This window comes from Bacillus infantis (genome assembly GCF_020171945.1).
GTDB classification, from domain to species: domain Bacteria; phylum Bacillota; class Bacilli; order Bacillales; family Cytobacillaceae; genus Bacillus_AB; species Bacillus_AB infantis_A.
Genome location: NZ_JAIVAP010000003.1, coordinates 240,315 through 265,288, shown reverse-complemented (window position 1 = coordinate 265,288; position 24,974 = coordinate 240,315). Strand labels below are relative to the sequence as shown.

Sequence of the window (24,974 nt, the reverse complement as noted above, 5' to 3'; positions counted from 1 at the left end):
CAGCTCCCTTCTCCAATTTTCAGCGTTAATGAAGAAAAAAGCAAAAGAGTCTCCCCTTTTGCTTTTTTATTATCTCTATTCAAGCTTTAAAATATGGCCCCCGTCAAAAAAGAATAGATACCTTTCATCGACAGGGTCCTTAGTAATAGCCTCATAAGCTTTTGCATACAATCCTATCTGAATATCATACCTTTTTTCGAGGACCGGCTTTGCCTCCTCAAATCCGCCCTTATAGCGTCCATCGATGCTGTCGGATTTATAATCAAGTAGGACTGTACCATGCTCATCCTCGAAAATACAGTCGATGATTCCCTGGACAAGCACCGGTTCTTCGGTGCCCTTCCAATCCGGGTAGGCGGCGCTTGCCGGCAATGCCAGGTTAAAAGGGACCTCCCGCTGGATCCTTGCAGCTTTTCTCATCCTCTGCCCAAGTGGCGATTGAAAAAATCCCGCAATGAGAGCCGGGTCGATCACCTGGACCTGCTCATCCGTGAGAAGCTCCCGATCTTTCATCTCAGCCAGCTGCACCGCAATGGACTCTTCCGTTACAGGATTTGAAAGATCTGCATGCTGCATGACCATATGCATCGCCGTGCCCCTCTCGGCAGGTGTCATCGATTTTTCCTGCATGAACCTTGGCCTGTTCAGGATCGGCTTTTTCAGATTTCTGACGAGATCGCTGCCGCTCTCTTCATCCTTCACTTCACTTTGCCGCTTCATTTCTGAAACAGATTGCTTCGACTTATGGGAAGCAGCGGAAGGGTAGCTGTACTGCCAGGATAGTGATTTTTGTATTTCCTCTTTGAAAGGAGACTCAGCCGGCACCGGCTTGCCTTCATACACTCTGTCAATCCACTGCTCCCCGGCTTCATCGCTGTCCTCCTCCTGTCCGGGAGTAACGGCTGCCTGCCTGATTTCAACTTTCCAGGACGAAGGATGTGAAGCAATTTCTTCCTGGCTCCCTATTGCTTCATCCAGTCCGCTTCTCAGCGGCTCCCCGTCCCGGTGGCGGACAAGTGCGGGGCCGATCCAATCAAGATAGCTGGAAGCAGCCGCCCGTTCATATTCATCCAGCAGCCAGCTGTCTTTTTTGGCACCCTGCTGCCAGCCCGCCAGTTTCTTTTCCGCATTTTTCACGCTTGCCACCAGGAAAAGATGTTCTTTGGCGCGCGTCAGCGCTACATACAGAACGCGCATTTCCTCTGCAAGCATTTCCATTTTCTTTTTCCTTTTAAAAGCAAGCTGAGGCAGGGACGGGTATGAAATCCGCTTTTCCGGATTCACGTATTTGGCCGCAAATCCATATTCCTTATCAAGCAGATAGGGCTTTTTCAAATCCATTGTATTGAACTGCCTTGCAAGGCCTGCAGCAAATACGACAGGGAACTCAAGACCCTTGCTGCTGTGGATGGTCATCATTCTCACCACATCCTCCTGTTCACCGAGCGCACGCGCTGCCCCAAGGTCATCGCCCCGTTCCCTCATCCGTTCAATGAAACGCAGGAAGCGGAAAAGGCCCCTGAAGGAAGTTTCTTCATACTGGCGTGCCCGGTCATAGAGTGCACGGAGATTGGCCTGCCTTTGCTTGCCGCCGGGCATTCCTCCGGCAAAATCATAGAAATGGGTATCGCGGTAAAGCTGCCAGATCAGCTCGGAAAGCCCGCCTTGCCTGGCCATCGACCTCCACTCAGCAACCTTAAGGTAAAACGGCTTGACTTTATCATACAGGTCACCGCTTTTCCTTGTTGCACAAAACGCCTTCATAGCTTCATAAAAGGAACCTTTTTTGTCGGCAATTCGGATCTGGGCAAGATCTTCCTCATTAAGGCCGACAATCGGAGACCTCAGAACAGAGGCAAGCGGGATATCCTGATGCGGATTGTCTATCACTTTTAACAGGCTCATCATAATGGCTATCTCGGTAGCTTCAAAATAGCCCGAAGACAGATTCGCATAAATCGGAATCCCCTGTTTTTTGAACTCCTCCATAATTTGCGGAGCCCATGTCATTGATCTAAGAAGGATAACAATATCGCGGTACATTAAAGGACGGTATGTGCCTGATTTAGGCTCATACACTTTTTTGCCGGAAGACAGCATTTCCTTGATTTTTTCAGCCATCAGCCTTGCTTCATGCTGTGACTGCTCGAGATCCTCCAGGTCATAACCCGCATCAGTTTCATCCGCTTCTCCGCTTTCGGCCTTATCCTGTCCGTCCAGGTCGATCAGATGAAGCTCAACCGGGTACGGCAGGTCCTCAGGATAGGAAGCTCCCTTGACAAGCTCTGCGGCCTCGTCATACTCAATTTCCCCAACCTTCCGTCCCATCACTTGCTTGAAAAGGAAGTTGGTCCCATCGAGCACTTCTCTTCTGCTGCGGAAGTTTCTCGCAAGGTCGATCTTTAATCCTGTCTTCTCTCCATCAACCGTAAAGCGCGTATATTTGCCGAGGAACAGATTGGGCTCAGCCAGCCTGAACCGGTAAATGGACTGCTTCACATCACCCACCATGAACAGATTGCCTGTCTCTTCCCCATCTTCAGTCACCAGCTGCAGGATCGCTTCCTGAACCATATTGGTATCCTGGTATTCATCAACCAGCACTTCCTTGAAATGATCCCGGTAAGAAAGGGCGGGCTCGGATGGTAAAATTGCGCCCTCCCTCCTTGCCGATGGATCAGAAAGGATTTCCAGGCAAAAATGCTCAAGATCGGCAAAATCAACAAGTCCCTTCTCACTTTTTACGCTGTTGAATTTCTCTGAAAATGCTTTAACGAGACCTATGAGCACATCGATATGAGGCTTCATCTCGCGGATGTCCCTGATAAAGCTTTCCGGCCTGCGCGAGAAAAATTCCTCCTGCAGATCCTGGATCATTTTCTTTGCCTTATCTCTATATTTTTGAGCCTGCTTGACCAGGCCGGGATCATATTCATCGCCTTTGCAATTTTTCGCGCGGCCAAAGCTCCAAAGCTGCATGGCTTCGTTTAGGCTGGCCCATGAATCATTGTTGGCGGCAATCAAGGTCTCAACCACCCTGATATCGTCCATATAATTCTCAGCCCTCGGAGCGGGCCCTCCAGGCGTTTTGGCAAGCTCAAGCGCATTCCTAAGCAGCTGCCTTGCTCCCTCAAGCTGCAGTCCGATGTCGAAAAGGACGCTTGACATGAACGGAAGCTCTTCCAGTTTTGCATCGCTGCTGACTTCATACATCTCTGAAACCATATTAAGGTATTGATCAGGCGCCGGGTTGGAACGCGCAAAATCATACAGCTCCCTGATGATATCCTGGAGGGCTGCATCACTCCTGTCGCTCGTGAAAGCATCGACCAGGCGGTAAAAGTCTTCATTGTTTTCCTTGCCGTATTCTTCTTCGAACAGTTCTTCAAGCACTTCATCCCTGAGGAGCTGCCCCTCTGTCTCATCGGCAATGCGGAAGCCGGGATCGATATCGATCAGATAATAATATTTCCGGATCACCTCAAGGCAAAAGGAATGAAGCGTAGATATGGAGGCCCTGCTCAGCAGGCTAAGCTGCCTGCGCAGATGCGCAGACTGCGGATCCTTGTTTATTGCTCTCTCAAGCGCCTCCCCGATCCGATGCCTCATTTCTGCGGCTGAGGCATTCGTAAAGGTCACAACAAGGAGCTCATCCACATTGACCGGCTCTTCCCGGGATACAATCTTGCTGATGATCCTTTCTACCAGCACTGCTGTTTTTCCGGAGCCTGCTGCTGCGGCCACAAGGATATCCTGGCCCGAAGCCATGATCGCCTTCCACTGGTCGTCCGTCCAGGTTGCCCCCTCGGGCTTTGGAGGGATAATTGCTTTAGCCAATCTCTCCCGCCTCCTTTCGTATCCTATCCATCAGTTCTTCATTAGACTTAGGGGAAAGTACCCTGTATTCATTCGATTCAACCGATTCATCAAACTGGCAGACCGATTTAAACGAACAGAATGTGCATGGCACCTTGTCCTTCATTTTATATGGGGAGATATCTGCTGACCCGCTTACGATCGCATCCCCGGTTTTTGTATAGGTTCCGCGGACAAATTTCCGGAGGCTGTCAAAGTCAGCCCTTGTTGCAACCTTCGACCTTTTCGTGATTGTCCCGTCCTTTTTAAATCCTGCCGATATAATCGAAGAGTCACCGGAATCAAGTGTCTGGTCCATGAGCCTTAATACATTTTCATCCCCGAGCAGCAGCCCGTTCATTTTGAACTTCTTAAAGATCTCCTCTTCAATCTCATCGAGCGTGAGAAGCTTCGCGGAGTTCACGATCGGATTATGGACATGGAAGTACATGACACCTGCTGGATCAGCCTGTTTCCCTGCTATGTCCCCTGAATGGGTGATAATGATATCCAGATAGGTGAGCATCTGCAGGGCAAGCCCGTAGTAGACCTCACTGATATTCAGATCCTTTGCACTGGATTTATAATCAATCACACGAAGGTATACCCCATTTTCATCTTCCGCTTTGTCAACCCGGTCGATCCGGCCGACCAGCTCCATGCTCGTCCCATTCCTCAGCTTAAAGGTCAATGGCGGAAGCTTGTCCTTAGGCCCGAACCCGAGCTCAAGCCCGACCGGTGAGAATCCGCTTGCCTTAGCATGCTCGCTTAGAATATATGAAGCCCTGCTGATGATATTTTCAAGCTTCCGCTTGATATAAAAGTGGCGGTTCGAGCTCAGCAGTATCTCATTCTGAAGCTTTGGCGCCAGCATCTCGACTGCTTCTTTGGCAAGCTTCTCGCACTCCTGCCTTGTCATGTCAGACCAGGACATCCTTTTGTCCATGACAGTCTCTGCGATGAACTTTAAAGCTGCATGGAACAGATCGCCGATATCAGGCGCTTCCAGGCGGAAGATCTTTCTGTCCCTGAGCTTCAGGCCATGCTGGGCAAAATGGGAAAATGGGCAGCTGTGGAAAAGCTCCATCCTTGATACACTTGCCTGGATCGTTTCACCGTACAGTTCTTTCGCAGCCTCCTCCGAAAGCCTGGCCGTTCTGTTTTCGTAGTTCAGGCTGGAAAGCACTTTTCTGGCCGTGTCTCCGAGCCGTGGATGCGCTTGATAATAATTGTAGACATCCCACCAGATCCCGCTGATTTTATAGCCCCTTTTATTCATTTGGAGCTGGGAAGCCAGATAGGAAAGGCTAGTATCCTCATTCACTGCGAATAATAACTGCTCTTCCTCAGGAAGCTCGAACGGATCCGCCATCCATGTGAGCTGCCGCGCATCCGGAAACAATTCGTTTGCCCGGCTGATATAAGGCGACGGCATCAGTGCCTTGCCTTCTTCATTTGCGAGCGGATAACTGATATACAGATGGGAGGAAGGTGTGGAAAAGGCGCGATAAGCCAAAAAGTCCTCATCCAGAAGCCTGACTTTGCTGCCATGGGCAATTTTTAGACCTGACTGCAGAAGCTTTTCCCGGTCAGCATCCGCAAGCACACCTTCATCAGTGAACTTCCCGGGCAGAACGCCCTCATTCAGCCCAATGACAAACGCGGCCTTTATATCCGACAAACGCGACTTGTCCAGATCTGCTGCCAGCACCTGGTCCATCGCAGGCGGAACAAGAGAGAAGCGGAGAGATTCCATCCCTGAATCCAGGATGGAGGCAAACTGCTTCATGCCAATCTTCTCGTCGCCAAGCATTTCAACAAACTGGTCGAGAAGCTCCATGACAGCATTCCAGGCCTGGTCATGTTCCCTCGCTTTTACAAGATTCCCATTTTCTTCTTCTTCCAGCTTCCAGCGCTCCAGCTTCGTCGGGATATCCAGTTCCTCCAAATAGAGATAGACAGCCTCGCACAGCCTTCTTCCGCTGTCAGCCTTCTTAAGCCTCCTGGAGAGCCGGAGAATCGGTGCGGCGATCAGATCCCTCATTTGATTCAGCTCTTCTTCCCGCTCTTTTTCCGAGTCGGTCTGGACGACCGTTTCAAACTCAAGCCCCCTGATGCGGCGATAGTTCCAGCGGTCCTTTTTTGTCCACTTCGTCCCCTGGACACCATATGCAAGAACATAGTTTTCAAGCTTGTCCATTTTTTCCCTGATCACATCAAGATTTGCCTGGGATGGAAACAGCAGTTCGGTTTTGACCGCGCGAAAAACAGGCTCATATCTCCAGAAGCCGGTTATCACTTCAAGTGATGAGCGGATCAGCTCAATAAGCGGGTGGTTCATCATTGTCCGCTTTTGATCGATAAAAAACGGAATCCCGTAATCATCGAATATTGTTTCAATGATGTCATGGTAAACCGATCCATTTCTCATTAAAAGAGCAATGTCTTTATAGCGGTATCCCTCTGATTCCGCCAGCCTCTTAATCTCTCTGGCGGCACCTTCTATTTCTGCTCTCCGGTTCACTGCCTGTGCAATATGGACATTCGCTTTTCCTGCAAAAGGCTCGGCAGGCCGGCTGTTGAAGGCTCTTTCCATGTGGCGGAGCGATTCATTGTCCCAGCGCCGCTGACCATTGAGAAGCACTTCCTGTTCCATCTCGGCTCCAGCCATCCTGGCAATCTCATAAACAGACTGATATGATTCTGCAGACATCCTGAAAAGGTGAAGGTCTTCAGGCACTGCTGTTTTATAAGGCCTGTCGAGTGTAAAGGTCACCGTCACCCTTTTACAGACTTTGATAAGCTGCTGGATGATCATATATTCCTGGGGCGTATAGCTGTAAAAGCCGTCTATATAAACCTCGGCATTTTTTAAATACTCCGACATCCCTGCTTTTTCAGTAAGAAGGCGGAAATAGTCCTCGGAATCTACGTATTTGCCAAGCAGTCCTTCTTCAAACTGCTTATAGATCAATTCCATATCATGCAGCTTGTCCTGAAGCCCCCTGCTGCCCCTTCCGGATTCAAGTTCTTCCCGTTTCCCTGCAAGAGCTTCAGGCTCGATGCAGTACCTCTTAAATTCTGTCAGCATCTGCTCCATTTGGCCGATAAAGCCGTTCTTGCCTGCCGCACGCTGAAAGATTTTCAGGTCATCCTTTTTATCTTCAATGATTTTTCTGATGAGCATATTGACGCCGGTGCTGTTCAAATGATAGCGGCTGATCCCGCCTGTTTCCTGCAGCACCTTCCAGGCAAGCCTTGTGAATGACAGCACCTGTGTACGGATCATCCCGCCAAGCCCGGGGGTTGTGATGAGCTTATATTCCGAAAGAAATGTCATCTGTTCAGGCACCAGATATACAACTGGATGGCCATTCGGCTCATGTTTCATTTTCTCCCTGATTTCTTCAAGGCAGAGCGAAGTCTTGCCGCTGCCGCTCCGGCCCAATATAAAACGTACAGACATCCGTGGTCCTCCCCTATTATCCATCTGCCGGATTCCGTCCGGCCGTAAAGGCCTTTTCCCGATACCCTTTATCTGCTGTTGAAGTGCGAAAAAGGCGCAGCTTGTTCTGCGCCTTTGGAAAAAACAACTCTATTTTTTATACCAGGCAGCATTGAAGCGGCTGCCCTTATTTATCTATTATTATACTATTTTATCGTGGCTGTTGCCAATTGAATACACTGAGCTGGAAACAACTTTCCAGCACTTCTGCACCGGCATATATTATTCCAAATGAAGGAGTGATGAATTTGAAAACCGGTTTCTCCGTCTCCGGAACCCTGCTTGTAATTTCCGGGATACTTGTCGCCTCAAATATTTATACCCTCATTCCCATATACGGTGAAATGGCCGCCTCTCTCCATGCAGATGAAGGAGCAATCATCACAGCCGGAAGCCTTTTTTCCATCTTTTATGCTACGGGCCTTTTAACATTCGGCCCCCTGTCAGACAGAGCTGGCAGAAAGAGGGTCCTTGTCTTTGGGATGCTCGCTTCTGCAATTGCCACTTTTGCCGTCGGACTTTCCGGAAGTGAAGGCAGCCTTTACTTCCTCCGGTCGCTTCAGGGATTGGTCCTGGGGAGTTTTGCGCCTGTGGCTTTTGCCTATTCTTTCGACTTATTTTCCGGCCGCAGCAGAACACTTCTGCTTGTGCTCATCAATACAGGCTTTCTCCTCGCAGGCATACTCGGCCAGCTGATCAGCTCTGTCCTTACTCTGCATTATGGCTGGCATTCTGTCTTTTTCTTTTTTTCTGTATGCTATCTCGCGCTATTCATTTCGGCCTGGATCTTGCTGCCTGCCACAGGAAAACCTGCGGTCCAGGAAAGCGTCTATTCAGCCTTTGGGGTCCTGCTGAAAAATAAAAGGCTTCTGTTATGCTATGTGATTGCGTTCACCCTGCTGTTTGCCTTTGCAGCTTTCTATGACAGCCTTGCCCGGCAATTCAGCGGCACCTTCCAGGAACTGTTCCTTCTCAGGGCAGCAGGCATGGCAGGCACCATTTTATCCCTTTTCACCGGCAGGCTGATTGAAAAATCCGGGGTTTACCGCACACTAAAAACTGGCCTTTGGCTTGGAATCCTGAGCATGGTCTTCCTTCTCACAGGAGCAGAAATGCTCGTCATTCTATCAGTCTCTTTCGTCGCCTCGATCTCTCTCTTGATTCCTTCCATCATCACTTTGATTGGATCATTGGGCGGAGAGCGGCGCGCCAAAGCGTTATCCATATACTCTTTCATACTCTTAACCGGGGCCAGCCTTGCCTCGCCAGCTTCTGCCTTCCTGCCTTTTGCCGGGGTGCTCATTCTTTTGTTAGGCTGTTTTGCGGTTGATTTGGTGATTGTTCATAAGCTTGAGAAGGAGGAGAGGGATTTGTAGAGGCGGAGGGGCAAAGCACGCCTTCCTGCTTCTCTCAGAGGCAGCTCGATAGGTTCGCCCTGCCGGTCATTCCCGGCAGCCGCGATGTCCTGTCAGCGATAAAAAGCCCGGAATCTGTCATTCCGGACTTTTCTGCCATTCTCTGCGGAGGAGCCCGTAAAGGAACATATCATACCTTTGCCCGTTTCGTTCCATAAACTCACGGAATGCTCCTTCTTTTTTGAATCCGATTTTTTCATACAGCCTGATTGCCCGGCTGTTATAGGAAAACACTGTTAGCTGAAGGCGATGGAGATTCAGTTCGTTAAAGGCATAGTCAATCAGGCATAGAAGCGCTTCTCCACCATATCCTTTCCCCCAGTGCTCTTCGCTGCCGATGCCAAGGCTGACCCAGGCAGTCTTATGCGTCCAAAGCACAGCATTAACCTCAGCAAACCCGATTACCTTTTCAGTGTTTTTATGGATGACAGCAAAACGGAAGGCATCACTGGTTTCCTCCAGCCATTGCTTTTTCAGGTCATCCTTCGTTCTCGGCTTTACAGGCAGAGCATCAAGATGGCGCATAAAAAGCTCCCCTGTATGCCACTCCAATATGTTTTCCAGATCTTTTTCCGCAAAATAGCCTAGTCTGATATTTTCGCCTTCCAGCAGTTTCTCTGTAATCATAACGATCTCCCCAGTTGTTTCCAGCAGGCTTTGCAGCCGCTGGGAATACCCTCTTATTCGATAGGGGAGCTAAATTATCCTTCTTTGGCAGCAGCCATTTCTGCCGCAGTCAATTTCAGCTGCTTTTTGTCGATCTTTCCAACATGGGTCTTTGGAAGTTTATCAAGAAAATAAATGAATTTAGGGACTTTATAAGAAGCGAGCTTTTGCCTGCAATAAATTTTTATCTCTTCTGCGGTCATGCCAGCCGCTTCCTTCAGCACGACGAATGCCGTTACTGCTTCCCCCCATTTTCGATCATCGATTCCAATGACAGATACTTCATCCACTTGCGGACAGGAGCCCAGCCACTGCTCCACTTCCAGCGGATATACATTTTCCCCTCCGGTAATGATCATATCCTTCTTCCGGCCGACTATATAGAAGAATCCTTCCTTATCTACCCTTGCGAGATCGCCGGTGTAAAGCCAGCCATCTCTTACAGCATCCTTTGTAGCCTCTTCATTGTTCCAGTAGCAGGTAAAGACATGGCGCCCTTTTATCAATACCTCCCCCACTTCCCCATTACCTGCCTCTACTCCTGTTTCTGCCAGAATCTTCACCGTGTTGAACAGCATCGGTCTTCCGATGGACCCCTTTTTCACCACAGCCTCCTGCGGGCTGATATAAAAATTATTCGGCCCGGCTTCTGTCATGCCGTAGCCCTCTTTGAAGTGCAGCCCTTTTCTCCTGAATTCTTCATAAATAGAAAGCGGGCACGGAGCACCTCCTGAAAGAAAGACCCTCATGGAGTCAAACGAGCCTTCCTTAAATTCCTCTGTTTCTATCAGCATATGGTACATCGTAGGCACAAGCAGGATGATGGTGCACTGATATTCACTGATATAGCGGGCTGCCCTGGAAGGATTGTAATTCCCGGCGAACACGACTCTGCCCCCAGCCATCAGCAAAGGCATGGTAAGGGCGTTCATGCCCCCGGTATGGAACATCGGCAGATAAGTAATTGTGGTGTCCTGGTTTGTAAGTCCCCAACTGACTGCCGTATTGACGGCATTCCAGAAAATGGCCCGATGGGAAAGCACAGCTCCTTTTGGCTTTCCGGTTGTTCCGCCAGTATAGATCATGGCAAGGGGGTCCTCCTCTTCGACCGGCCAAGGGGGGATGAATGGGCGGCCGTTCATCCTGAAGGGTGTTTCGTCCAGGCATACAGACTCATAATGATGCAGCTGCAGGCGCGATGCGAGTTCAATGAATGAATAATGATAGCCTATGATAACTGGTGTACAATCTTCCAGTATGGCCTGTATCTCTTCTGGCGCAAGCCTCCAGTTGACCGGCACGAAAATGGCACCGATTTTTCCGCAGGCAAACAGGAAGTCCAGGCAGCTTATATGATTAGGCGCAAGCAGTGCGATCCTGTCACCTTTGACAGCTCCCCTCTCCAGCAGCCATCCGGCCAAAGCCTCCGCCCTGGTATTCAACTCTTTATATGTCCAGGATTTCTCCTGTTCAGCGTCAATAACTGCCACAGCTCCGGGCGACAGCCCTGCTCTATTGGTCAGCCAGTCGATTTCCCTCCACAATGCAATCTCTCCTTCATCTTTGATATGGAGAGTGTAAATAACAAGAGTTGCAGAGGAGTTACACTTGGATGATTTTCCATACTCCGGAAATAATAATGCAGTGTTATTACTTCAGAAAAGAGGTGCAGTCTTTGAAAAAGATGGAATCTCCTCCAGCCCTGCTTGTCCTGGATGTGCAAAAGGGCTTTGACGATCCATATTGGGGGAAAAGAAACAATCCCGGCGCAGAGGAAGTAATTCGGCAGCTGCAGGATGAGTGGAGAAAAAGAGGCTGGAAGATCATTTACTCGCAGCATTTATCGGTCCAGCCTTCTTCTCCTTTATATCGAGAAAATTCAGAGGGCGTGAGCTTTAAAGATGCCAATGCCCCTCTGCCGGACGAAAAGGTTTTCCAGAAAGAAGTGAATTCAGCGTTCATCGGTACAGGCCTGGAGGCATATTTAAGAGGCGAAAATATTCAAAATGTCTGTATAACTGGATTATCGACGCAGCATTGTGTCTCGACCACTGCAAGGATGGCGGGCAATCTGGGATTCAGCACCTATCTTGTTTCAGATGCTTCTGCCGCCTTTGAAGCCAAGGGTACTGGAGGCACGGTTTATCCTCCTGAGCAGGTGCATGAGATTGAATTGGCGATGCTGAATAAGGAGTTTGCGCAGATTGTTACTGCTGGGGAGCTGATGGGGTTGCTTGTTTAATAATTAATAGCTGGACTTAGGGCAAATGCAGGGAAAAAGGATTTATTCACTGGCTTATGAGATATCTTTTTGAATGGGGGCTGTTGATTTGCGTTCCAGGCACTTCGCTTTCCGCGGGGCGACGCTGAGCCTCCTCACGCTGCGCGCTGCGGGGTCTCAGCATTGCCGCTATCTTCCCGCAGGAGTCTGCGTGCCTTCCACTCCAATCAACAGGGTTTTCTATACTTTTTGGGCATAAAGTTCCCCTTAGAAAGACAGGATAATTTCACCCATCCCTTTTGTCTGCAAATAGAAAGAGAGGCATCTGAGGCCTCTCTTGTTATCTTTCTATAAAAACCGAGGCTCCCATGCCTCCGCCGACGCAGAGGGAGGCGATGCCTTTTTTCAGTTCTCTTCTTTTCAGTTCATGCACAAGGCTTACGATGAGCCTTGCTCCTGTGCAGCCAATCGGGTGTCCGAGGCTGATGCCGCTGCCATTGACATTTACCCTGCTCCTGTCCAGGCCAAGCTCTTTTTCGACAGCAAGATACTGGGCTGCGAATGCTTCATTCACTTCGATCAGGTCTGCATCCTCCAGGGACCAGCCAGTCTGCTGCAGTCCTTTCCTGACTGCCGGGACCGGTCCTCTCCCCATGATCTTAGGGTCGACTCCTGACACTGAAAAACCGGAAATCCGGGCAAGCGGCTTGAGCCCTTTTGCCATTGCCATTTCTTCGGACATAAGTACCAGTGCTGCTGCCCCATCATTCAGGCTGGAAGCATTCCCCGCCGTCACGGTTCCATTTTCCCGGAAAACTGGCTTTAGACCGGCAAGCTTTTCTAATGTCAGATCAAGCCGCGGATTTTCATCCCGGGACACAATAGTTTCCCCTTTCCTGTGCTTGACTGTTATAGGGACAATCTCTTCTTCAAAATAGCCTTTTTCAATGGCGTTCAGGGCGCGCTGGTGGCTCAGCAGGGCCATTTCATCCTGCTCTTCCCTTGTTATCCCATGAAGCTCTGCCAGATTTTCAGCTGTTTCACCCATCATGATATGGTGGATCGGATCCTCGAGAATTTCCCAAACAGAATCGGTAATTTTCCCATGCTGCATTCTCGCTCCCCAGCGGTGGTCCTTCAGGAGATAAGGACTTGAGCTCATAGCCTCCACACCGCCCGCCACTACGATATCCGATATTCCAGCCTGGATTTGCAGGGCTGCCGAAATGACCGCCTGCATGCCGGATGCACATTGCCTTTGGACAGTGAATCCCGAGGTCTCATCCGGAAGCCCTGCCAGCAGCGCTGCGGTCCTGGCCGTGTTGGGCTGGTCAGTCCGCTGGATGCAATGGCCAAGGATCACCTCATCGATTTCATGATTTTCCAGCCCGCTTCTCTTTACAGTTTCCTTTATGACTGGTACAGCCAGATCGGTTGGCAGGAGATCCTTGAATGCACCCCCAAAGGTTCCGACCGGCGACCTTGCAGCTGATACGATAACAGCAGTCCTCATTTTTCCTTCCCTCCCAGCAGACTAATTCTTACATCATAATGCCGCCGTCCACATGCAGGACGGTTCCATTAATATAATCAGATTCATCAGAAGCAAGGAATAAATAGGCATTGGCGATATCCTCAGGACTGCCCAGGCGTCCGAGAGGCACCATCTGTTTCATTTGCCCGATCACCTTCTCAGGGACCTTTGCTGTCATTCCTGTATGGATGAACCCCGGGGCGACCGCATTGACGTTAATGCCTTTTCGGCCCAGCTCCTTGGCCCAGGTTTTTGTCATCCCGACAACCCCGGCCTTTGCGGCAGCATAATTGGTCTGGCCGATATTTCCATACACGCCTGATACAGATGAAGTGCTGATGATCTTCCCTTTCCCCTGCTCAATCATGCTTGGGACCACTGCCTGGGTGCAATGAAATACACCAGTCAGGTTGACGTCAATCACTTTTTGGAAATCCTCGGCAGCCATTTTGGCCAGCATGCTGTCACGGGTGATCCCTGCGTTATTGATCAGAACGTCGATTCTCCCATACTCCTCGAGCACCTGCCGGACCAGCTCGTCGATGCTTTCCCTTTTTGATACGTCCACCTGGATAAACCTTGCCTGCAGCCCTTCTGCCCTTAATTCCTCTTCTCTTTGCCTGCCGATTTCCTCATTGAAATCTGCCAGGATTACATTGGCACCTTCACGTGCAAATCTTTCGGCCGCGGCAAATCCAATTCCATTGGCCGCCCCGGTAATAATGGCTGTTTTCTCTTTTAGTCTCACTTTAATACCTCCAGCTCTTTATCCAAAAATTCCGACATCACATCAGTCAGCTGCCTGATATCATCGACAAGCGGGGAATGGCCGCAGTCCTTCAATTCTGCAAAGCGCGCATTGCTTCCGATGTCCTCAAGAATTTCCCGGGCCATCCCCGCTGTTATTACCTGATCCCGGTCACCTCTCAGGACCAGCACCGGCACCTTGATTTTATCTGACTCCCCCGTTCCGGGTGCTGCACCATTCGGAACGGAACTGATATTGAACATGTTAAGAGAATGATAGACTTCAGCAAGATTCCGCTGTGTCAGCATATCATCCAGATACTCTTCATATCTCGCAGGCTCCGGCTGATTTTTATCATATATAAGGGCATCCCACATCGCCCTTAAAAACACCCGGTCCCCTCTGTCATAAGCCGACTGCACAGGAATCGTCTTGCTCCTATCCGCCTTTACTTGCTCCAGGCTGCTCAGGCGTGCTGCCGAATCAGGCACACCATCCCCTGAGGTCCCGTAAAACGGATATCCCCTTGTCGAAGCAGAGGCCAAAAGAATCAGGCGATTGCATATGCCGGGATTGTCTGCTATAAGCTGCATAGCGACCGCTCCACCTGTCGACCAGCCGGCAACGGAGAAATCGGAGAGGCCTATGGCATCGCAAAACAGCTTCACATCATCCGAAAAGTCTTTGATGGACCGGATTGGCCCGAAATATGTGGACTGGCCGAACCCTCTAAGATCGACTGCATACAGCTTATACTTCGGATCCAGATGCTCAAACACCAGGTCCCAATGCTTCGAGGAAGTCATATTGCCATGAATGAGCAGCAGCTTCTGCCGGCCGCCTTCCCTTTCCCTCCAGCTGATGGTTTCCCCGCTGCTCAGGGCGACTTTTTTCAAAACTATATTGTTGTTCAATCTCCATCCTCCCCCCATCTTATAGCAGAAGCTCCCCAGGCATAGCCGATGCCCGCACTGACCAGGACTGCTATTTTCCCGGGTGCCAGCCTTCCCTCTTTTTCAGCCAGCTCCAATGACAGTATTTGATCAAATTGCCCGATATGCCCAAAATCCTCAAGATAAATAGATTGCCCGTGTTCAAGGCCAAGCTCCTTAAGGACAAAATCGTGGGCAGACCTTTTCATATGGAGCATCGCAAGATAATGGATATCTTTCTCCGTATAGCCGCTTTTTGCAACCGCTTTCCTTATTACCTTCAAGAAGTTTTCCATAGATTTCTGTTCCAGCCTTTGCTTCATCCCGACCGGATCCATTACATCAAGCTGATAGAGGCCTTTTTCCAGAGCCTCCGCCGTCAAAGGATTCTTAGTTCCTCCGGCCACCACCGCAACATCCTCTGAAAAAGACCCATCCGTTATGATAGCGCTTTCCAGCAGCCTGTTTGAGGACAATCCTTTTTTCAAAATGATCGCACCGCCCCCTGCCCCGAGGTTAAACATAAACCGGGTCCTCTCATTTTCGTAATTGATGAAGTCCCCGTTCCTGTAGCCGCCGGCAAGCAGGACTGTCGATATCCCGGGATCTGCTGACATCATATCCTTCGCTGTCTTCAGGCCCATTATGGCAGTACCGCAGCGAAGGGCCATATCAAATGCATAGGCATTATAGGCTCCAACTTCATGCTGAAGCTTAATGCCTGCTGTCCATAAGGGGTATTCTTTATACTCTTCGCCGATATAGATAACCAGGTCGATTTCCAGCGGATCAATTCCAGCTTTCGCGATGGCCTTGCGGGCTGCCCTGATCCCCATCTCGCAGGTATGATCTTCTGCTCCTGGAACCGGCTTCTTTTTGATCCCCATTTTATTTTCCACAATGTTAAGCGGGATTCCTGCTTTTTTGGCAATTTCTGCACCAGTTATATATGTTTCCGGCAAATAAATGCCTGTTGCCGCAATTCCGATATCCAGTTTTTCCGCCTCCCTACTGCACCGGCCCCATCACCCCGGCTGCCATTTTCATATAATCATTGGCTTCTTCCAGTGTTTCAAAGAACGTCTCCCGGTCTTCCTGCACATGCGTCACCTTGATTCTCCAATTTCTTTTGCCTGCTGTTCCTTCCCGGTCACTCAGATATATCCGGATAATGAACGAGGCAACCTGGCCATGAACCATTTTCTCCCCCCTAGCCGGCGATCTTTTCTTCTTTTTTGTCTGCTTTTTTCTCCGTGCGTTTCCATTGCTTCCCTTTGAGCGTCCCGATGATTCCTTTTGGGAAGAACATGACGGCCAATATATAAATGATTCCAAAGAAGATGATCCACCTTTCAAAAATCCAATGGACCTTTGCAAGTTCTGTCAGCCCGTGGTGGGCAAATTCAATAATCCCGGCCCCGATGATGGCGCCCGCCAATGTTCCGACTCCGCCTATAATTGTCATCAGAAGGGCATCAAGAGTGATATCCATCGTAAATACGCTCGTATTCACGAACCGGAGGGATATGCTGTACAGCATCCCGGCAATCCCCGCTATGACACCGGCTGCAACACTTGCAGCAATTTTGTACTGAATCACATTATAGCCAAGGGACTCTGTCCGCTGTTCATTTTCACGGATGGCCTGGAGCACCCTTCCGAGCGGGGAGTGGGTAAAACGCGACAATATCATAAAAACGAGAATCATAGCCGCCAGGCAGATGAAGTAGAAGTCTGTCCGGTCTTTTAATAGATCGGGGACCCTGAAGGTAAATCCGTCGTTTCCGTACGTAACGGTTCTCCATTTCTCGGCAAGAACCAGGAAAAGGCCGGCAAATGCCAGGGTCAGCATGGCATAAAAATGGCTTTTCAGCCTTAATGTCAAAAGGCCGACTGCATAACTGAGAACAGCGGTAAGAATAATTGTCAGCAGCACAGCCAATAGGAGGTTCACCATCGTCGGTTCCAGCCTTTTCATCATCACGCCTGCTGTATAGGCGCCGATCCCGAAAAACATGGCATGGCCGAAGGAAACAATCCCTGTATATCCAAGCAGGATATCGTAGCTCATGGCAAAAATGGCAAAAATAAATATCTGTGTAAACAAGATCAGCATTGTCCTTGATTCATATACAAATGGAAGCAGCATCAATGCCGCTGCTATAAACGTGTAGATCACGGCCTTTTTATTATCAATGGTATGCTTCATACTCCCCGCCCCTTCAATCTGAATAGCCCCTGCGGCCTGAAGATAAGCACAGCAGCCATCAGCAGCATGTTAACGGCCAGGGAAAGGGAAGGAACATAATAGGACATGAAAGCTCCGGCAAGCCCTACCAGAATGGCAGCAAGAATGGATCCTGAGAAACTGCCCATTCCCCCAATTACAACAACGATGAAAGCAAGAATGGCAAACTCCATCCCCATCTCTGCATGGATGACACCCGAATACGGGCCTAAAAGCACCCCGCCCAATGCGGCCATTCCCGATCCTGCCATGAAAACAATCATAAAGACTCTTTTAATATTAATCCCGAGGGACTGGACCATCTCTTTATCCATGACACCGGCCCGTACAACAAGCCCGATTTTGGTGTTGCGCAGAATATACTGCACCCCGAGGAAAACAAGCAGGCCGACGATGATGATAAATACCCTGTATTTAATGATGATCACGCCGCCAAGCTCCCAGCTGCCGGCCAGGTAGGATGGCGGGGAAGCGGACAGCTGATTGGGGCCCCAGACCACTTTAAGAAGCTCGGATAATACAAGCATCAGTCCAAGTGTGATCAATATCTGCTGGATATGATTCCCGTACACCGGCTTGATGATCCACCGTTCCGTCAAAAAACCCAGTATAAGCCCGGTTACGACTGCCCCGATGATTCCGGCAGCAAAGCTGCCTGTCTGGGCAAATATCCATGTCCCGCTATAGGCCCCCCATGCAAACAGTCCGCCATGGGCAAAATTAAGGACATCCATCAATCCGAATATGAGCGTCAGGCCTGCTGCCAGCAAAAAAATCAGAATGCCGGTCGCAAGCCCGTTTATGCTAAGGTTAATAAGAACCTCCATCTTTTACTCTCCTTCCTAGGCAATGCCCAAATATTTTTTCCTCATAGATTCATCTTCCTTGAGCACTGACATCGGCCCGCCCCCGACCGTTCTTCCATCATCGATAATATAGAAGCGGTCGCCGACCGCGCTCGCCATCATGAAGTTCTGTTCAACAAGGACGATCGTAGTTTTTTCCTTCATTTGCATGATAGAATCCATCACTTTTTCAACCATGATCGGTGCCAGCCCTTTGCTGGGCTCATCGATCAGCATTAAATCATTATCATTCACATAAGCCCTTGCGATGGAAAGCATCTGTTTCTGCCCTCCGCTTAAAAGACCGCCCGGCTTTTTCCAAAAACGCTTCAAGTCCGGGAATAGGTCCAGCGTCCAATCCAGTTTTTCCAAAGCGGAAGGAGTCTCTTTCCGCATGGCCACCTTCATATTTTCCTCAACCGTCAGCCCTGCAAATATACCCTGGTCCTCCGGCACATAGCCAAGTCCTTTTCTCGCAATCTCATAAGGAGGCAGGCCGCCAATTTCTGTTCCTTTCCACTCAATGCTTCCATTGCTCAGGACATTGTGCCCCATGATGGTTCTGAGTGTGGAAGTCTTCCCTGCGCCATTGCGGCCCAGAAGCACGGTGACTTCCCCTTTCGCCACTTCCAGGGAGACTCCCTGCAGGATGTGGTACTGGCCTATATACGTTTCTACATCTGTCAGCTTAAGCTGAACCTGCATGCTCAAAACCTCCCAGATATGCAGATTGCACCGTTTCATTCTCCATGATTTCCCTAGGTGTCCCCTTAGCCAGAAGGGAGCCATTGAACAGCACCATGACGCTGTCTGATAAATCAAGGATCATATCCATTTTGTGTTCAATCAGGATGATGGTCCTGCCGCTTTCCTGCTTGATTTTCCTGATGACTTCAAGGATGGCCGGAACCTCTTCCAGTGACATCCCTGCGGTCGGCTCATCCAGCAGCAGAACCTCGGTATTCAGGGCGAGGAGCATGGCAATTTCCAGCTTTCTTTTCTCGCCGTGCGCCAGATTGGCGGCGGCTGCATCCTGTTTTTTATCAAGCAAGACCAGCTTCAGCCATTCAGACGCTTTTTCTTCAAGCTCTTTGTAACTCTTAAAATGGCGCAGCATCTGATAGCGGATGCCGGCCTGGGACTGGACCGCAAGCCTCACATTCTCCAATACAGTCAAACTTGGGAATACATTGGTAATTTGAAAGCTTCTGCCGATTCCCCTTCTCGTCCTTTCAACAGAAGAAAGCTTTGTGATGTCTTCCCCCCGCAAATGGATCGATCCCCCTGTAGGGGCGAGCTGGCCGCTCAGCAGGTTGAAAAAAGTTGTTTTGCCAGCTCCATTCGGACCGATGATCGATAAAAATTCATTTTCCGGGACAGCAAGCGAGACAGAATCCACTGCTTTATGGCCTCCGAAAGCGATTGATAAATCTTTTGTTTCTATGATTGGACCCATATGCCCACCTCCACTTCTTTATTCAGCTGCCCGGGGCATACTCCTAAAGGATGCCCGGGCATTCCCCGGATCCGCTTTGCAGCAATGGACTCAGGCCTGCTGCCGGAGTCCATTGCCATTACTGTTTATAATCCGGTTTTCACTTACTTGTTCAGGACAGGAGGCGCTGTTTCTTCAGGTGACAGCTCCCTCACAAGCACTGGTACAGGGTATGGGACACCATCCTTTTTCTCCAGCTTGATTGCGTACAAGGCCTGAAGGGCCTGATGGTCTTCTGCCCTGAATGTCATCTTCCCCTTCGGTGTCTCAAAGCTCATTCCTTCCATTGTCTCAATGAGCGTGTCTGCATCTGTACTGCCCTCGGTTTTCTTCAGTGCTTCCACGATGGAGATAGCGGCGCTCATGCCTCCTGGAGTGAACAGATCCGGCACATCTCCGTCAAACCGCTTTTTATGCTCCTCTACCAGCCAGCTGTTGATCTCGTTATCTGGAAGATCGTGATAATAGACGGAGAACCCCTCCATTCCAATCAATGGCTCCATTGTTGCAAGGGCAGCGATATCAGGGGCGCCCGTTGAGATTTTGATGCCTTTATCCTGGACCTTCATATCGGCAATCTGATTCCAGGGTGAATTGGCCCCCGCCCAGATGACAAACAGATAATCCGGCTTGGAATCAATCACTTTCTGGATGTTTGCAGTAAAGTCGGTTGCGGCAGGATCCGCGTACTCTTCATGGACAATTTCAGCGCCAAGCTTTACAGCTGCATCCCTGAAGGCGGCCACACCGTCGCGCCCGAAAGAATAATCAGGGGCAAGCGTCGCTATTTTCACACCGTCCCCGGCGATGGCTGCAGCACCAGCGACTGCATCCTGAGAGGAGTTGCGCGCGGTCCTGAAGATATAAGGGTTAAACTCTGAACCTGTGATGCTGTCAGCTACCGCCGGCTCGACGACCATGATTTTCTCATATTCTTCTGCGAGGGGAAGCACAGCCAATGTATCCCCTGAGCTGGAGGATCCGACCAGGAAATCAACTTCATCTTCTTCAAGAAGCTTTGTCGCCTTTTGGACGGCTACTTCCGGCTTTGTTTCAGTATCCTCTACAATGAACTCAATCTTCCTTCCAGCCACTTCATTTTTACCGTCTGTTGCATATTCCAGGCCCAGCTCAAAGCCGCGCAGGGTCTGTTCCCCGTATGACTCAAGCCCGCCCGTCTGAGAGGCCAGGACGCCGATTTTAATCGGTTCACTCTTCTCATCCCCGCTGCCTCCCGATTCTTCTGAACTGCAGGCACTCGAAAAGACCACCATCAGCGACATCAGGCAGCCCAATGCCATTTTCCTTGTATTCTTTTCCATCCTTTTTCCCCCTTGAAATCAATTGTTTGCTGCAAATCTTCCTGCCTTCATCCTAATCAGCCCCAGTTACAAATCGGTTACAGCTAAGATATATTCTTAATTTCTATTGGCGGATAAAATAGACCTGCCTGATCTGGAAATTCCTGCAAATGGTTTAATACACAAGAAAAGCGGAAAAGAGATAAGAAATCTATTGATCTTAATTTCCGTCTGAGAGGAGACGAAAGATAATGAAAACAGTTTATGGATTGATGACACAGGATGGAAGCGCAAATGAACTGCTGTGGGATTTAGGCTTTTGGGAAACAGAAGAGGCAGCCAATGAATATTTAAAGACCAAACTTCCGCTTTCAAAAGGCATCTGGGTGGAGCTTATCAAGGTAAATGACCCTATTCCTGAAACTGTTGAAGCATTCGAAGAAGACAAAATGGTTGCCTGCTCATTCTGTGATATTGAATACAATGCCGCCGACATCCTCATTGCCGACGTCAATGTCCACATCTGCGTATACTGCCAGCCTGCTTATAAGGCGCAGCTTGTTAAATAGAAAAGCGGAAAAGCCTTGCTCAGCCCCGACAAGCTTAAGGCGAGCAGAGCGAAAGATTGGCTCTTTAACCTTTTGATCTGCTTGACTTAAGACCTCGAGGGGCTAGGCTTTGGAGCTGGACAATAGAAAAGCGGAAAACACACCGTTAAAAATTCTCTAATGCTAAAAAGCGCCGGAGCAAAGGCTCCGGCCCAGTCAGATTCAGGTAATAACAGCGGCCCGAAGTGGGCCGCTGGCATTATTCATTCTAAAATTTAATCTTTTCTACCCAAATTGGCTGTTATTCGTCCAAGAATTAGAATTATTCATCCCAGTTTTTCATTTATTCGCCCCAGAATTAGCGGTATTCATTCCTGTTTACATTTTTTTCCACAAATCACCGCTGCGCATGTCCCGCCACATTCCCCGATTCCATGATCATTTCATGCATATGGAGCGTAGGCTCCAGAGGCGCCACGCCCAGCTCTTCTTCAAGCACCTCACAGCACTTCTGGAACCATCTGATTGCCCGGGGGCGATTGTTTTTGCTGTAATAACAATACATCAGGAGCCTGTAAGCTTCCTCCCAAGTCCGGTCCTTATCTATTATTCTTTCACACCATTCGATCGCCATATCATAGTCTTCCTTCCGGACGCAAAGCTGTGCGAGCTTTTCAGCCCCCCTCAGAAAGTAGACCTGCAGCCTTTCTTTTTCACTGATGCACCAATCCTCATAGCGCCTTTCAGGCAGATAGTCCCCTGTGTACAATTGCAGGGCCCTTTCTAGTCTGTGAATGCTTTTTCCATGGTCTTTCTCTTCCAGCCCCTCTTTGATCCACTCCTCAAAAAGGATGGAGTCCAAATCAATGACAGCTTTTGGATTGATCCCATAGGAGGTGCCTTCCCTGCTGATGAAGAATGGGGTTTTCCTTGGCTTGCGGTTTGGTTCAAGTACGTTATTAAGTGCGTTCAGAGCAACCTTAAAGTCTCTATCCGCACTCATGGCATCCTGCTCCGGCCAAAGCATATCAAAAATATCCTCTTTCCGGATAAGCTGGTGGAGATGGGTGAGAAAAAGCTGGAGAAGCTCTTTGGCTTTGCCCCGCTGCCATCCCCCTTCGTCGATTTCCTTATCGCCCAGCCATACACGGAACTGCCCGAGCGTTTTTACTTTGAGAGTGAACCCCGGGTGGGAATGAAGATTGCCAAGATTCATTTCTTTTAGCAGCCTTGCAGTATAATCAGGCATGATGCCGCTTTTTTCCGCTTCAATCAGAAGGGGCGCAAACATCTGCAAGTCCCTGGGGCCGAACAATGTCCTCTTGAACAGAAAGAACTCATACTCCCCCCATTGCATCTGGCTGAGGAAAGATTTAAAAGAGTTTTGAAAACCTTCCTGATGTCCCTGCTGATGAGCAGAATAGGCTTGCCAGAATAAAGCCAGCATACAGCCGTAATCATCTCCGCACTGCTGAAGCATGCTTGAGGCAAGTTCAAAATGCCTATCAGCTTCACCGAAGCGCGCCCCATAAGCAGAGCTGATGCCCATACTGATGAGGATCAGCGAAGACAGCCAAATATCTTTCACTCTCTCGGTTTCCTGCAATCCTGCCTTCCCGGCATCCATCGATTTGCCGTAGTCATTCCGTTCTCCGTATAAAATGCATAATCCCATTAACGGCTCTGCTTTTCCTCTTTCAATTTCCAGCCGGTCCATTATGTCCAATGCAGTCCTGTAGCATTTTTCCGCAAGTGCAGAATCATATTCCCCCAGCAGCTGTGCCGCATGCCCAAGCCTGATCCAGCCGCAGGCTTCTACGAACGGGGCCTTTGTACTGATTCCCTGCTGGATGCCTTCCTGGGACAGTTTTTTCGCTTCTGCCCCATTGCCTGTAAATGCCTCGATAAGGGCAAGCAGCAGATCAGTCTCCCTGTGGGATTTCGGGAGCGGTTTGCCCTCACTCTTTGTTTTGCGGCCGGCCATCAAGATTCTCCGGCTTTCCGCCAATTTACCCGTCCTTAAATAGAGCCGTGCCAGAAGGCTTTTGTCCAGCATCTGATGCCCCATGGATTCTGCCCTCTCCATCCATTTTTCTGCCTTGGCAGCCTGCCCGGCATTTATAAGGTTTTCCGCAAGTAAATGGTAAAGCCTTGCCGGCTCGTCCTTCCCTCCGCGGATATCCCCCTCCTTCAGCTGTATCGCCTGGGATAAAATGCGCTCTGCTTTATGAGGCTGAATTGTGTCAAGATAGATCCTCGCCTTCCCTTCAAGTGCACGCGCCTTCCAAATCAGGTCCTGCTTTCGGTCAGCTCCTGATGCCGCCCTGTCATAGGCAAGCTCCGCTTCCTGGTACGAAGATCTGTAGCGCAATACTTCCCCTTCTAGAAACCAGACAGGGAAAAATCTGTCCTTTGTATGTCCGGGGATGCCCGCAATCCGGTCTGACAGGCTTCCGAGCTTACCGGTTTCAAGCATCCTTAGCCCCTGGTCGCTTAATATAGACGCCATTTCCTCTGTTGAACCGATCTTTTCAAAATGCTTAAGGGCATCATCCCACTGAAGGCTCCGTACGAAATGGCGGGCACACCGCTCATTTAAAAGACGAAAGCTTTGCGGCTGTCCGGCTTTTAGCTGCTTTTCCAGGAATTCCTTAAACAGGGCATGGTATCTGTATACCTTTTCCCCTATCTTATGGATAAACAGGTTCTTCTCTGTCAGCTGCTGAAGCATCGCCCCTGCCCCTGCGATCCCCAGGACCTCATTGCAAAGTTCTTCTGTCATATCATCAAAAATGCTTGTTTGTTCAAGGAATTGCTGGATAAGCGGCGGCTGTTTGGCAAACACCTCTGTGACCAGATATTGAAAAAGGTCTGCCAGGGATCCGGACGATGCTCCGAATAAATTAGAAATGCTTTTTTTGTCTGTCAGCTGCTGCCCGATCATGCCGACAGCAATGACCCAGCCCTCTGTAGCAAGGCAAATCCTGTCCAAATCCTCCTGCTTAATGGATATTCCGTATAATTCATTCAAGAGCAGCTCCACTTCATCCCGGGAAAGGACCAGGTCCTCTTTCGTTATTTCAAGGAGCTTGTCTGTGACCCTCATCTTTTTCAGCAGCTTCCATCCCGGCCTGCTTCTGCTTGAGATGATAAGGTGAAGGTTCGGCGGAATATGTTCAAGGAGGGTTTCCATCCAGCAGTTAATCGTAAAGGAGTGCTCAACCTGATGAAAGTCATCAAGGATCAGCAGTAAATTTTCCTCATGGAGAGCTGCTTCATTTAAGAACAAAGAGGCGAGTGAACGGATCTCTTCTTCTTTTACATACCGGTCCAGCTGGTCCAGGATGCTTAAGATTTCAGTCCCGAAATCTGGATGAGCTAAACGGATCGATGCCAGAAGGCAGGATAGAAAAGGAATGATATCGTCATCCTCTGATGAGATGGAATACCAGCTGCAAGGAAGCTTTTCATCATGGACGAACAAGGCCAGGGCCGTACTTTTTCCATACCCGGCACCTGACTCGACAATGCACAGCGGATATCCAGCAACCGCTTTCATTTTTGCCGAAAGTCTTGCTCTCCTTATATAACCTTCTTTGACTGGCGGCACCATCAGCTTGGTCTTGATGACAGGCATTTTTATCCCCCCTTTCCATTTTTA

At 49.5% G+C, this 24,974-nt stretch carries 18 protein-coding genes; 3 read left to right on the top strand and 15 right to left on the bottom strand.

The genetic code is table 11. The annotated features are described in order from the left end of the window. Positions 1 to 75: 75 nt before the first annotated feature. The gene (gene addA / locus LCM00_RS08090) at positions 76 to 3,837 is read right to left on the bottom strand and encodes a helicase-exonuclease AddAB subunit AddA (protein WP_224899960.1); all 3,762 of its coding nucleotides are present in this window, start codon (positions 3,835 to 3,837) and stop codon (positions 76 to 78) included. Continuing rightward, entirely contained in the window at positions 3,830 to 7,321 is a 3,492-nt protein-coding gene (addB, locus tag LCM00_RS08085) for a helicase-exonuclease AddAB subunit AddB (RefSeq protein WP_224899957.1), read from the bottom strand. Before addB ends, addA begins: the two co-directional genes overlap by 8 nt. Before the next feature lie 287 nt (positions 7,322 to 7,608). Here addB and LCM00_RS08080 point away from each other — a divergent pair, with 287 nt between their 5' ends. Beyond that, positions 7,609 to 8,736: an MFS transporter gene (locus LCM00_RS08080; RefSeq protein ID WP_224899954.1), complete on the top strand. Its 1,128-nt coding sequence runs from the start codon at positions 7,609 to 7,611 to the stop codon at positions 8,734 to 8,736. Between the two features lie 117 nt (positions 8,737 to 8,853). Here LCM00_RS08080 and LCM00_RS08075 read toward each other — a convergent pair whose 3' ends face one another. Both LCM00_RS08075 and LCM00_RS08070 read right to left on the bottom strand, forming a co-directional pair. Next, positions 8,854 to 9,402 carry a GNAT family N-acetyltransferase gene (locus tag LCM00_RS08075; RefSeq protein WP_224899951.1) on the bottom strand — a complete coding sequence of 183 codons (549 nt, stop codon included), beginning with the start codon at positions 9,400 to 9,402 and terminating at the stop codon, positions 8,854 to 8,856. A 74-nt stretch (positions 9,403 to 9,476) separates the two neighbouring features. Then, positions 9,477 to 10,985 carry a class I adenylate-forming enzyme family protein gene (locus LCM00_RS08070; protein WP_224899948.1) on the bottom strand — a complete coding sequence of 503 codons (1,509 nt, stop codon included), beginning with the start codon at positions 10,983 to 10,985 and terminating at the stop codon, positions 9,477 to 9,479. 140 nt (positions 10,986 to 11,125) lie between these two features. Between LCM00_RS08070 and LCM00_RS08065 the strand changes: the two genes are divergently transcribed. Next, the gene (locus LCM00_RS08065; protein WP_224900595.1) at positions 11,126 to 11,683 is read left to right on the top strand and encodes a cysteine hydrolase family protein; all 558 of its coding nucleotides are present in this window, start codon (positions 11,126 to 11,128) and stop codon (positions 11,681 to 11,683) included. 319 nt (positions 11,684 to 12,002) lie between these two features. Here LCM00_RS08065 and LCM00_RS08060 read toward each other — a convergent pair whose 3' ends face one another. From LCM00_RS08060 to LCM00_RS08015, 10 genes are all read right to left on the bottom strand, one after another. Next, the gene (locus tag LCM00_RS08060; RefSeq protein WP_224899943.1) at positions 12,003 to 13,175 is read right to left on the bottom strand and encodes a thiolase family protein; all 1,173 of its coding nucleotides are present in this window, start codon (positions 13,173 to 13,175) and stop codon (positions 12,003 to 12,005) included. A 28-nt stretch (positions 13,176 to 13,203) separates the two neighbouring features. After that, positions 13,204 to 13,944, bottom strand: a complete 741-nt coding sequence (gene fabG / locus LCM00_RS08055; RefSeq protein WP_224899940.1) for a 3-oxoacyl-ACP reductase FabG — start codon at positions 13,942 to 13,944, stop codon at positions 13,204 to 13,206. Continuing rightward, entirely contained in the window at positions 13,941 to 14,858 is a 918-nt protein-coding gene (gene phaZ / locus LCM00_RS08050) for an intracellular short-chain-length polyhydroxyalkanoate depolymerase (protein WP_404802148.1), read from the bottom strand. Before phaZ ends, fabG begins: the two co-directional genes overlap by 4 nt. Beyond that, positions 14,855 to 15,871, bottom strand: a complete 1,017-nt coding sequence (locus tag LCM00_RS08045) for a 3-oxoacyl-ACP synthase (RefSeq protein ID WP_224900592.1) — start codon at positions 15,869 to 15,871, stop codon at positions 14,855 to 14,857. The genes phaZ and LCM00_RS08045 overlap by 4 nt, the downstream gene beginning before the upstream one ends. 13 nt (positions 15,872 to 15,884) lie before the next feature. Further along, complete coding sequence (locus tag LCM00_RS08040) at positions 15,885 to 16,076, bottom strand: hypothetical protein (protein WP_224899934.1); 192 nt, start codon at positions 16,074 to 16,076, stop codon at positions 15,885 to 15,887. Positions 16,077 to 16,086: 10 nt separating this feature from the next. Next, the gene (locus LCM00_RS08035; protein WP_224899931.1) at positions 16,087 to 17,085 is read right to left on the bottom strand and encodes a branched-chain amino acid ABC transporter permease; all 999 of its coding nucleotides are present in this window, start codon (positions 17,083 to 17,085) and stop codon (positions 16,087 to 16,089) included. Further along, positions 17,082 to 17,951, bottom strand: a complete 870-nt coding sequence (locus tag LCM00_RS08030; protein WP_224899928.1) for a branched-chain amino acid ABC transporter permease — start codon at positions 17,949 to 17,951, stop codon at positions 17,082 to 17,084. The genes LCM00_RS08035 and LCM00_RS08030 overlap by 4 nt, the downstream gene beginning before the upstream one ends. A 15-nt stretch (positions 17,952 to 17,966) precedes the next feature. Next, complete coding sequence (locus LCM00_RS08025; protein ID WP_224899926.1) at positions 17,967 to 18,674, bottom strand: ABC transporter ATP-binding protein; 708 nt, start codon at positions 18,672 to 18,674, stop codon at positions 17,967 to 17,969. Beyond that, positions 18,658 to 19,425 carry an ABC transporter ATP-binding protein gene (locus tag LCM00_RS08020; protein ID WP_224899924.1) on the bottom strand — a complete coding sequence of 256 codons (768 nt, stop codon included), beginning with the start codon at positions 19,423 to 19,425 and terminating at the stop codon, positions 18,658 to 18,660. Before LCM00_RS08020 ends, LCM00_RS08025 begins: the two co-directional genes overlap by 17 nt. A 143-nt stretch (positions 19,426 to 19,568) precedes the next feature. Continuing rightward, positions 19,569 to 20,786, bottom strand: a complete 1,218-nt coding sequence (locus LCM00_RS08015; RefSeq protein ID WP_224899919.1) for a substrate-binding domain-containing protein — start codon at positions 20,784 to 20,786, stop codon at positions 19,569 to 19,571. A gap of 230 nt (positions 20,787 to 21,016) precedes the next feature. Here LCM00_RS08015 and LCM00_RS08010 point away from each other — a divergent pair, with 230 nt between their 5' ends. Continuing rightward, complete coding sequence (locus tag LCM00_RS08010) at positions 21,017 to 21,334, top strand: hypothetical protein (RefSeq protein WP_224899916.1); 318 nt, start codon at positions 21,017 to 21,019, stop codon at positions 21,332 to 21,334. 376 nt (positions 21,335 to 21,710) lie between these two features. Here LCM00_RS08010 and LCM00_RS08005 read toward each other — a convergent pair whose 3' ends face one another. Further along, positions 21,711 to 24,950, bottom strand: coding sequence for a BTAD domain-containing putative transcriptional regulator (locus LCM00_RS08005; protein WP_224899913.1), 3,240 nt, complete (start codon positions 24,948 to 24,950; stop codon positions 21,711 to 21,713). Positions 24,951 to 24,974: the final 24 nt, after the last annotated feature.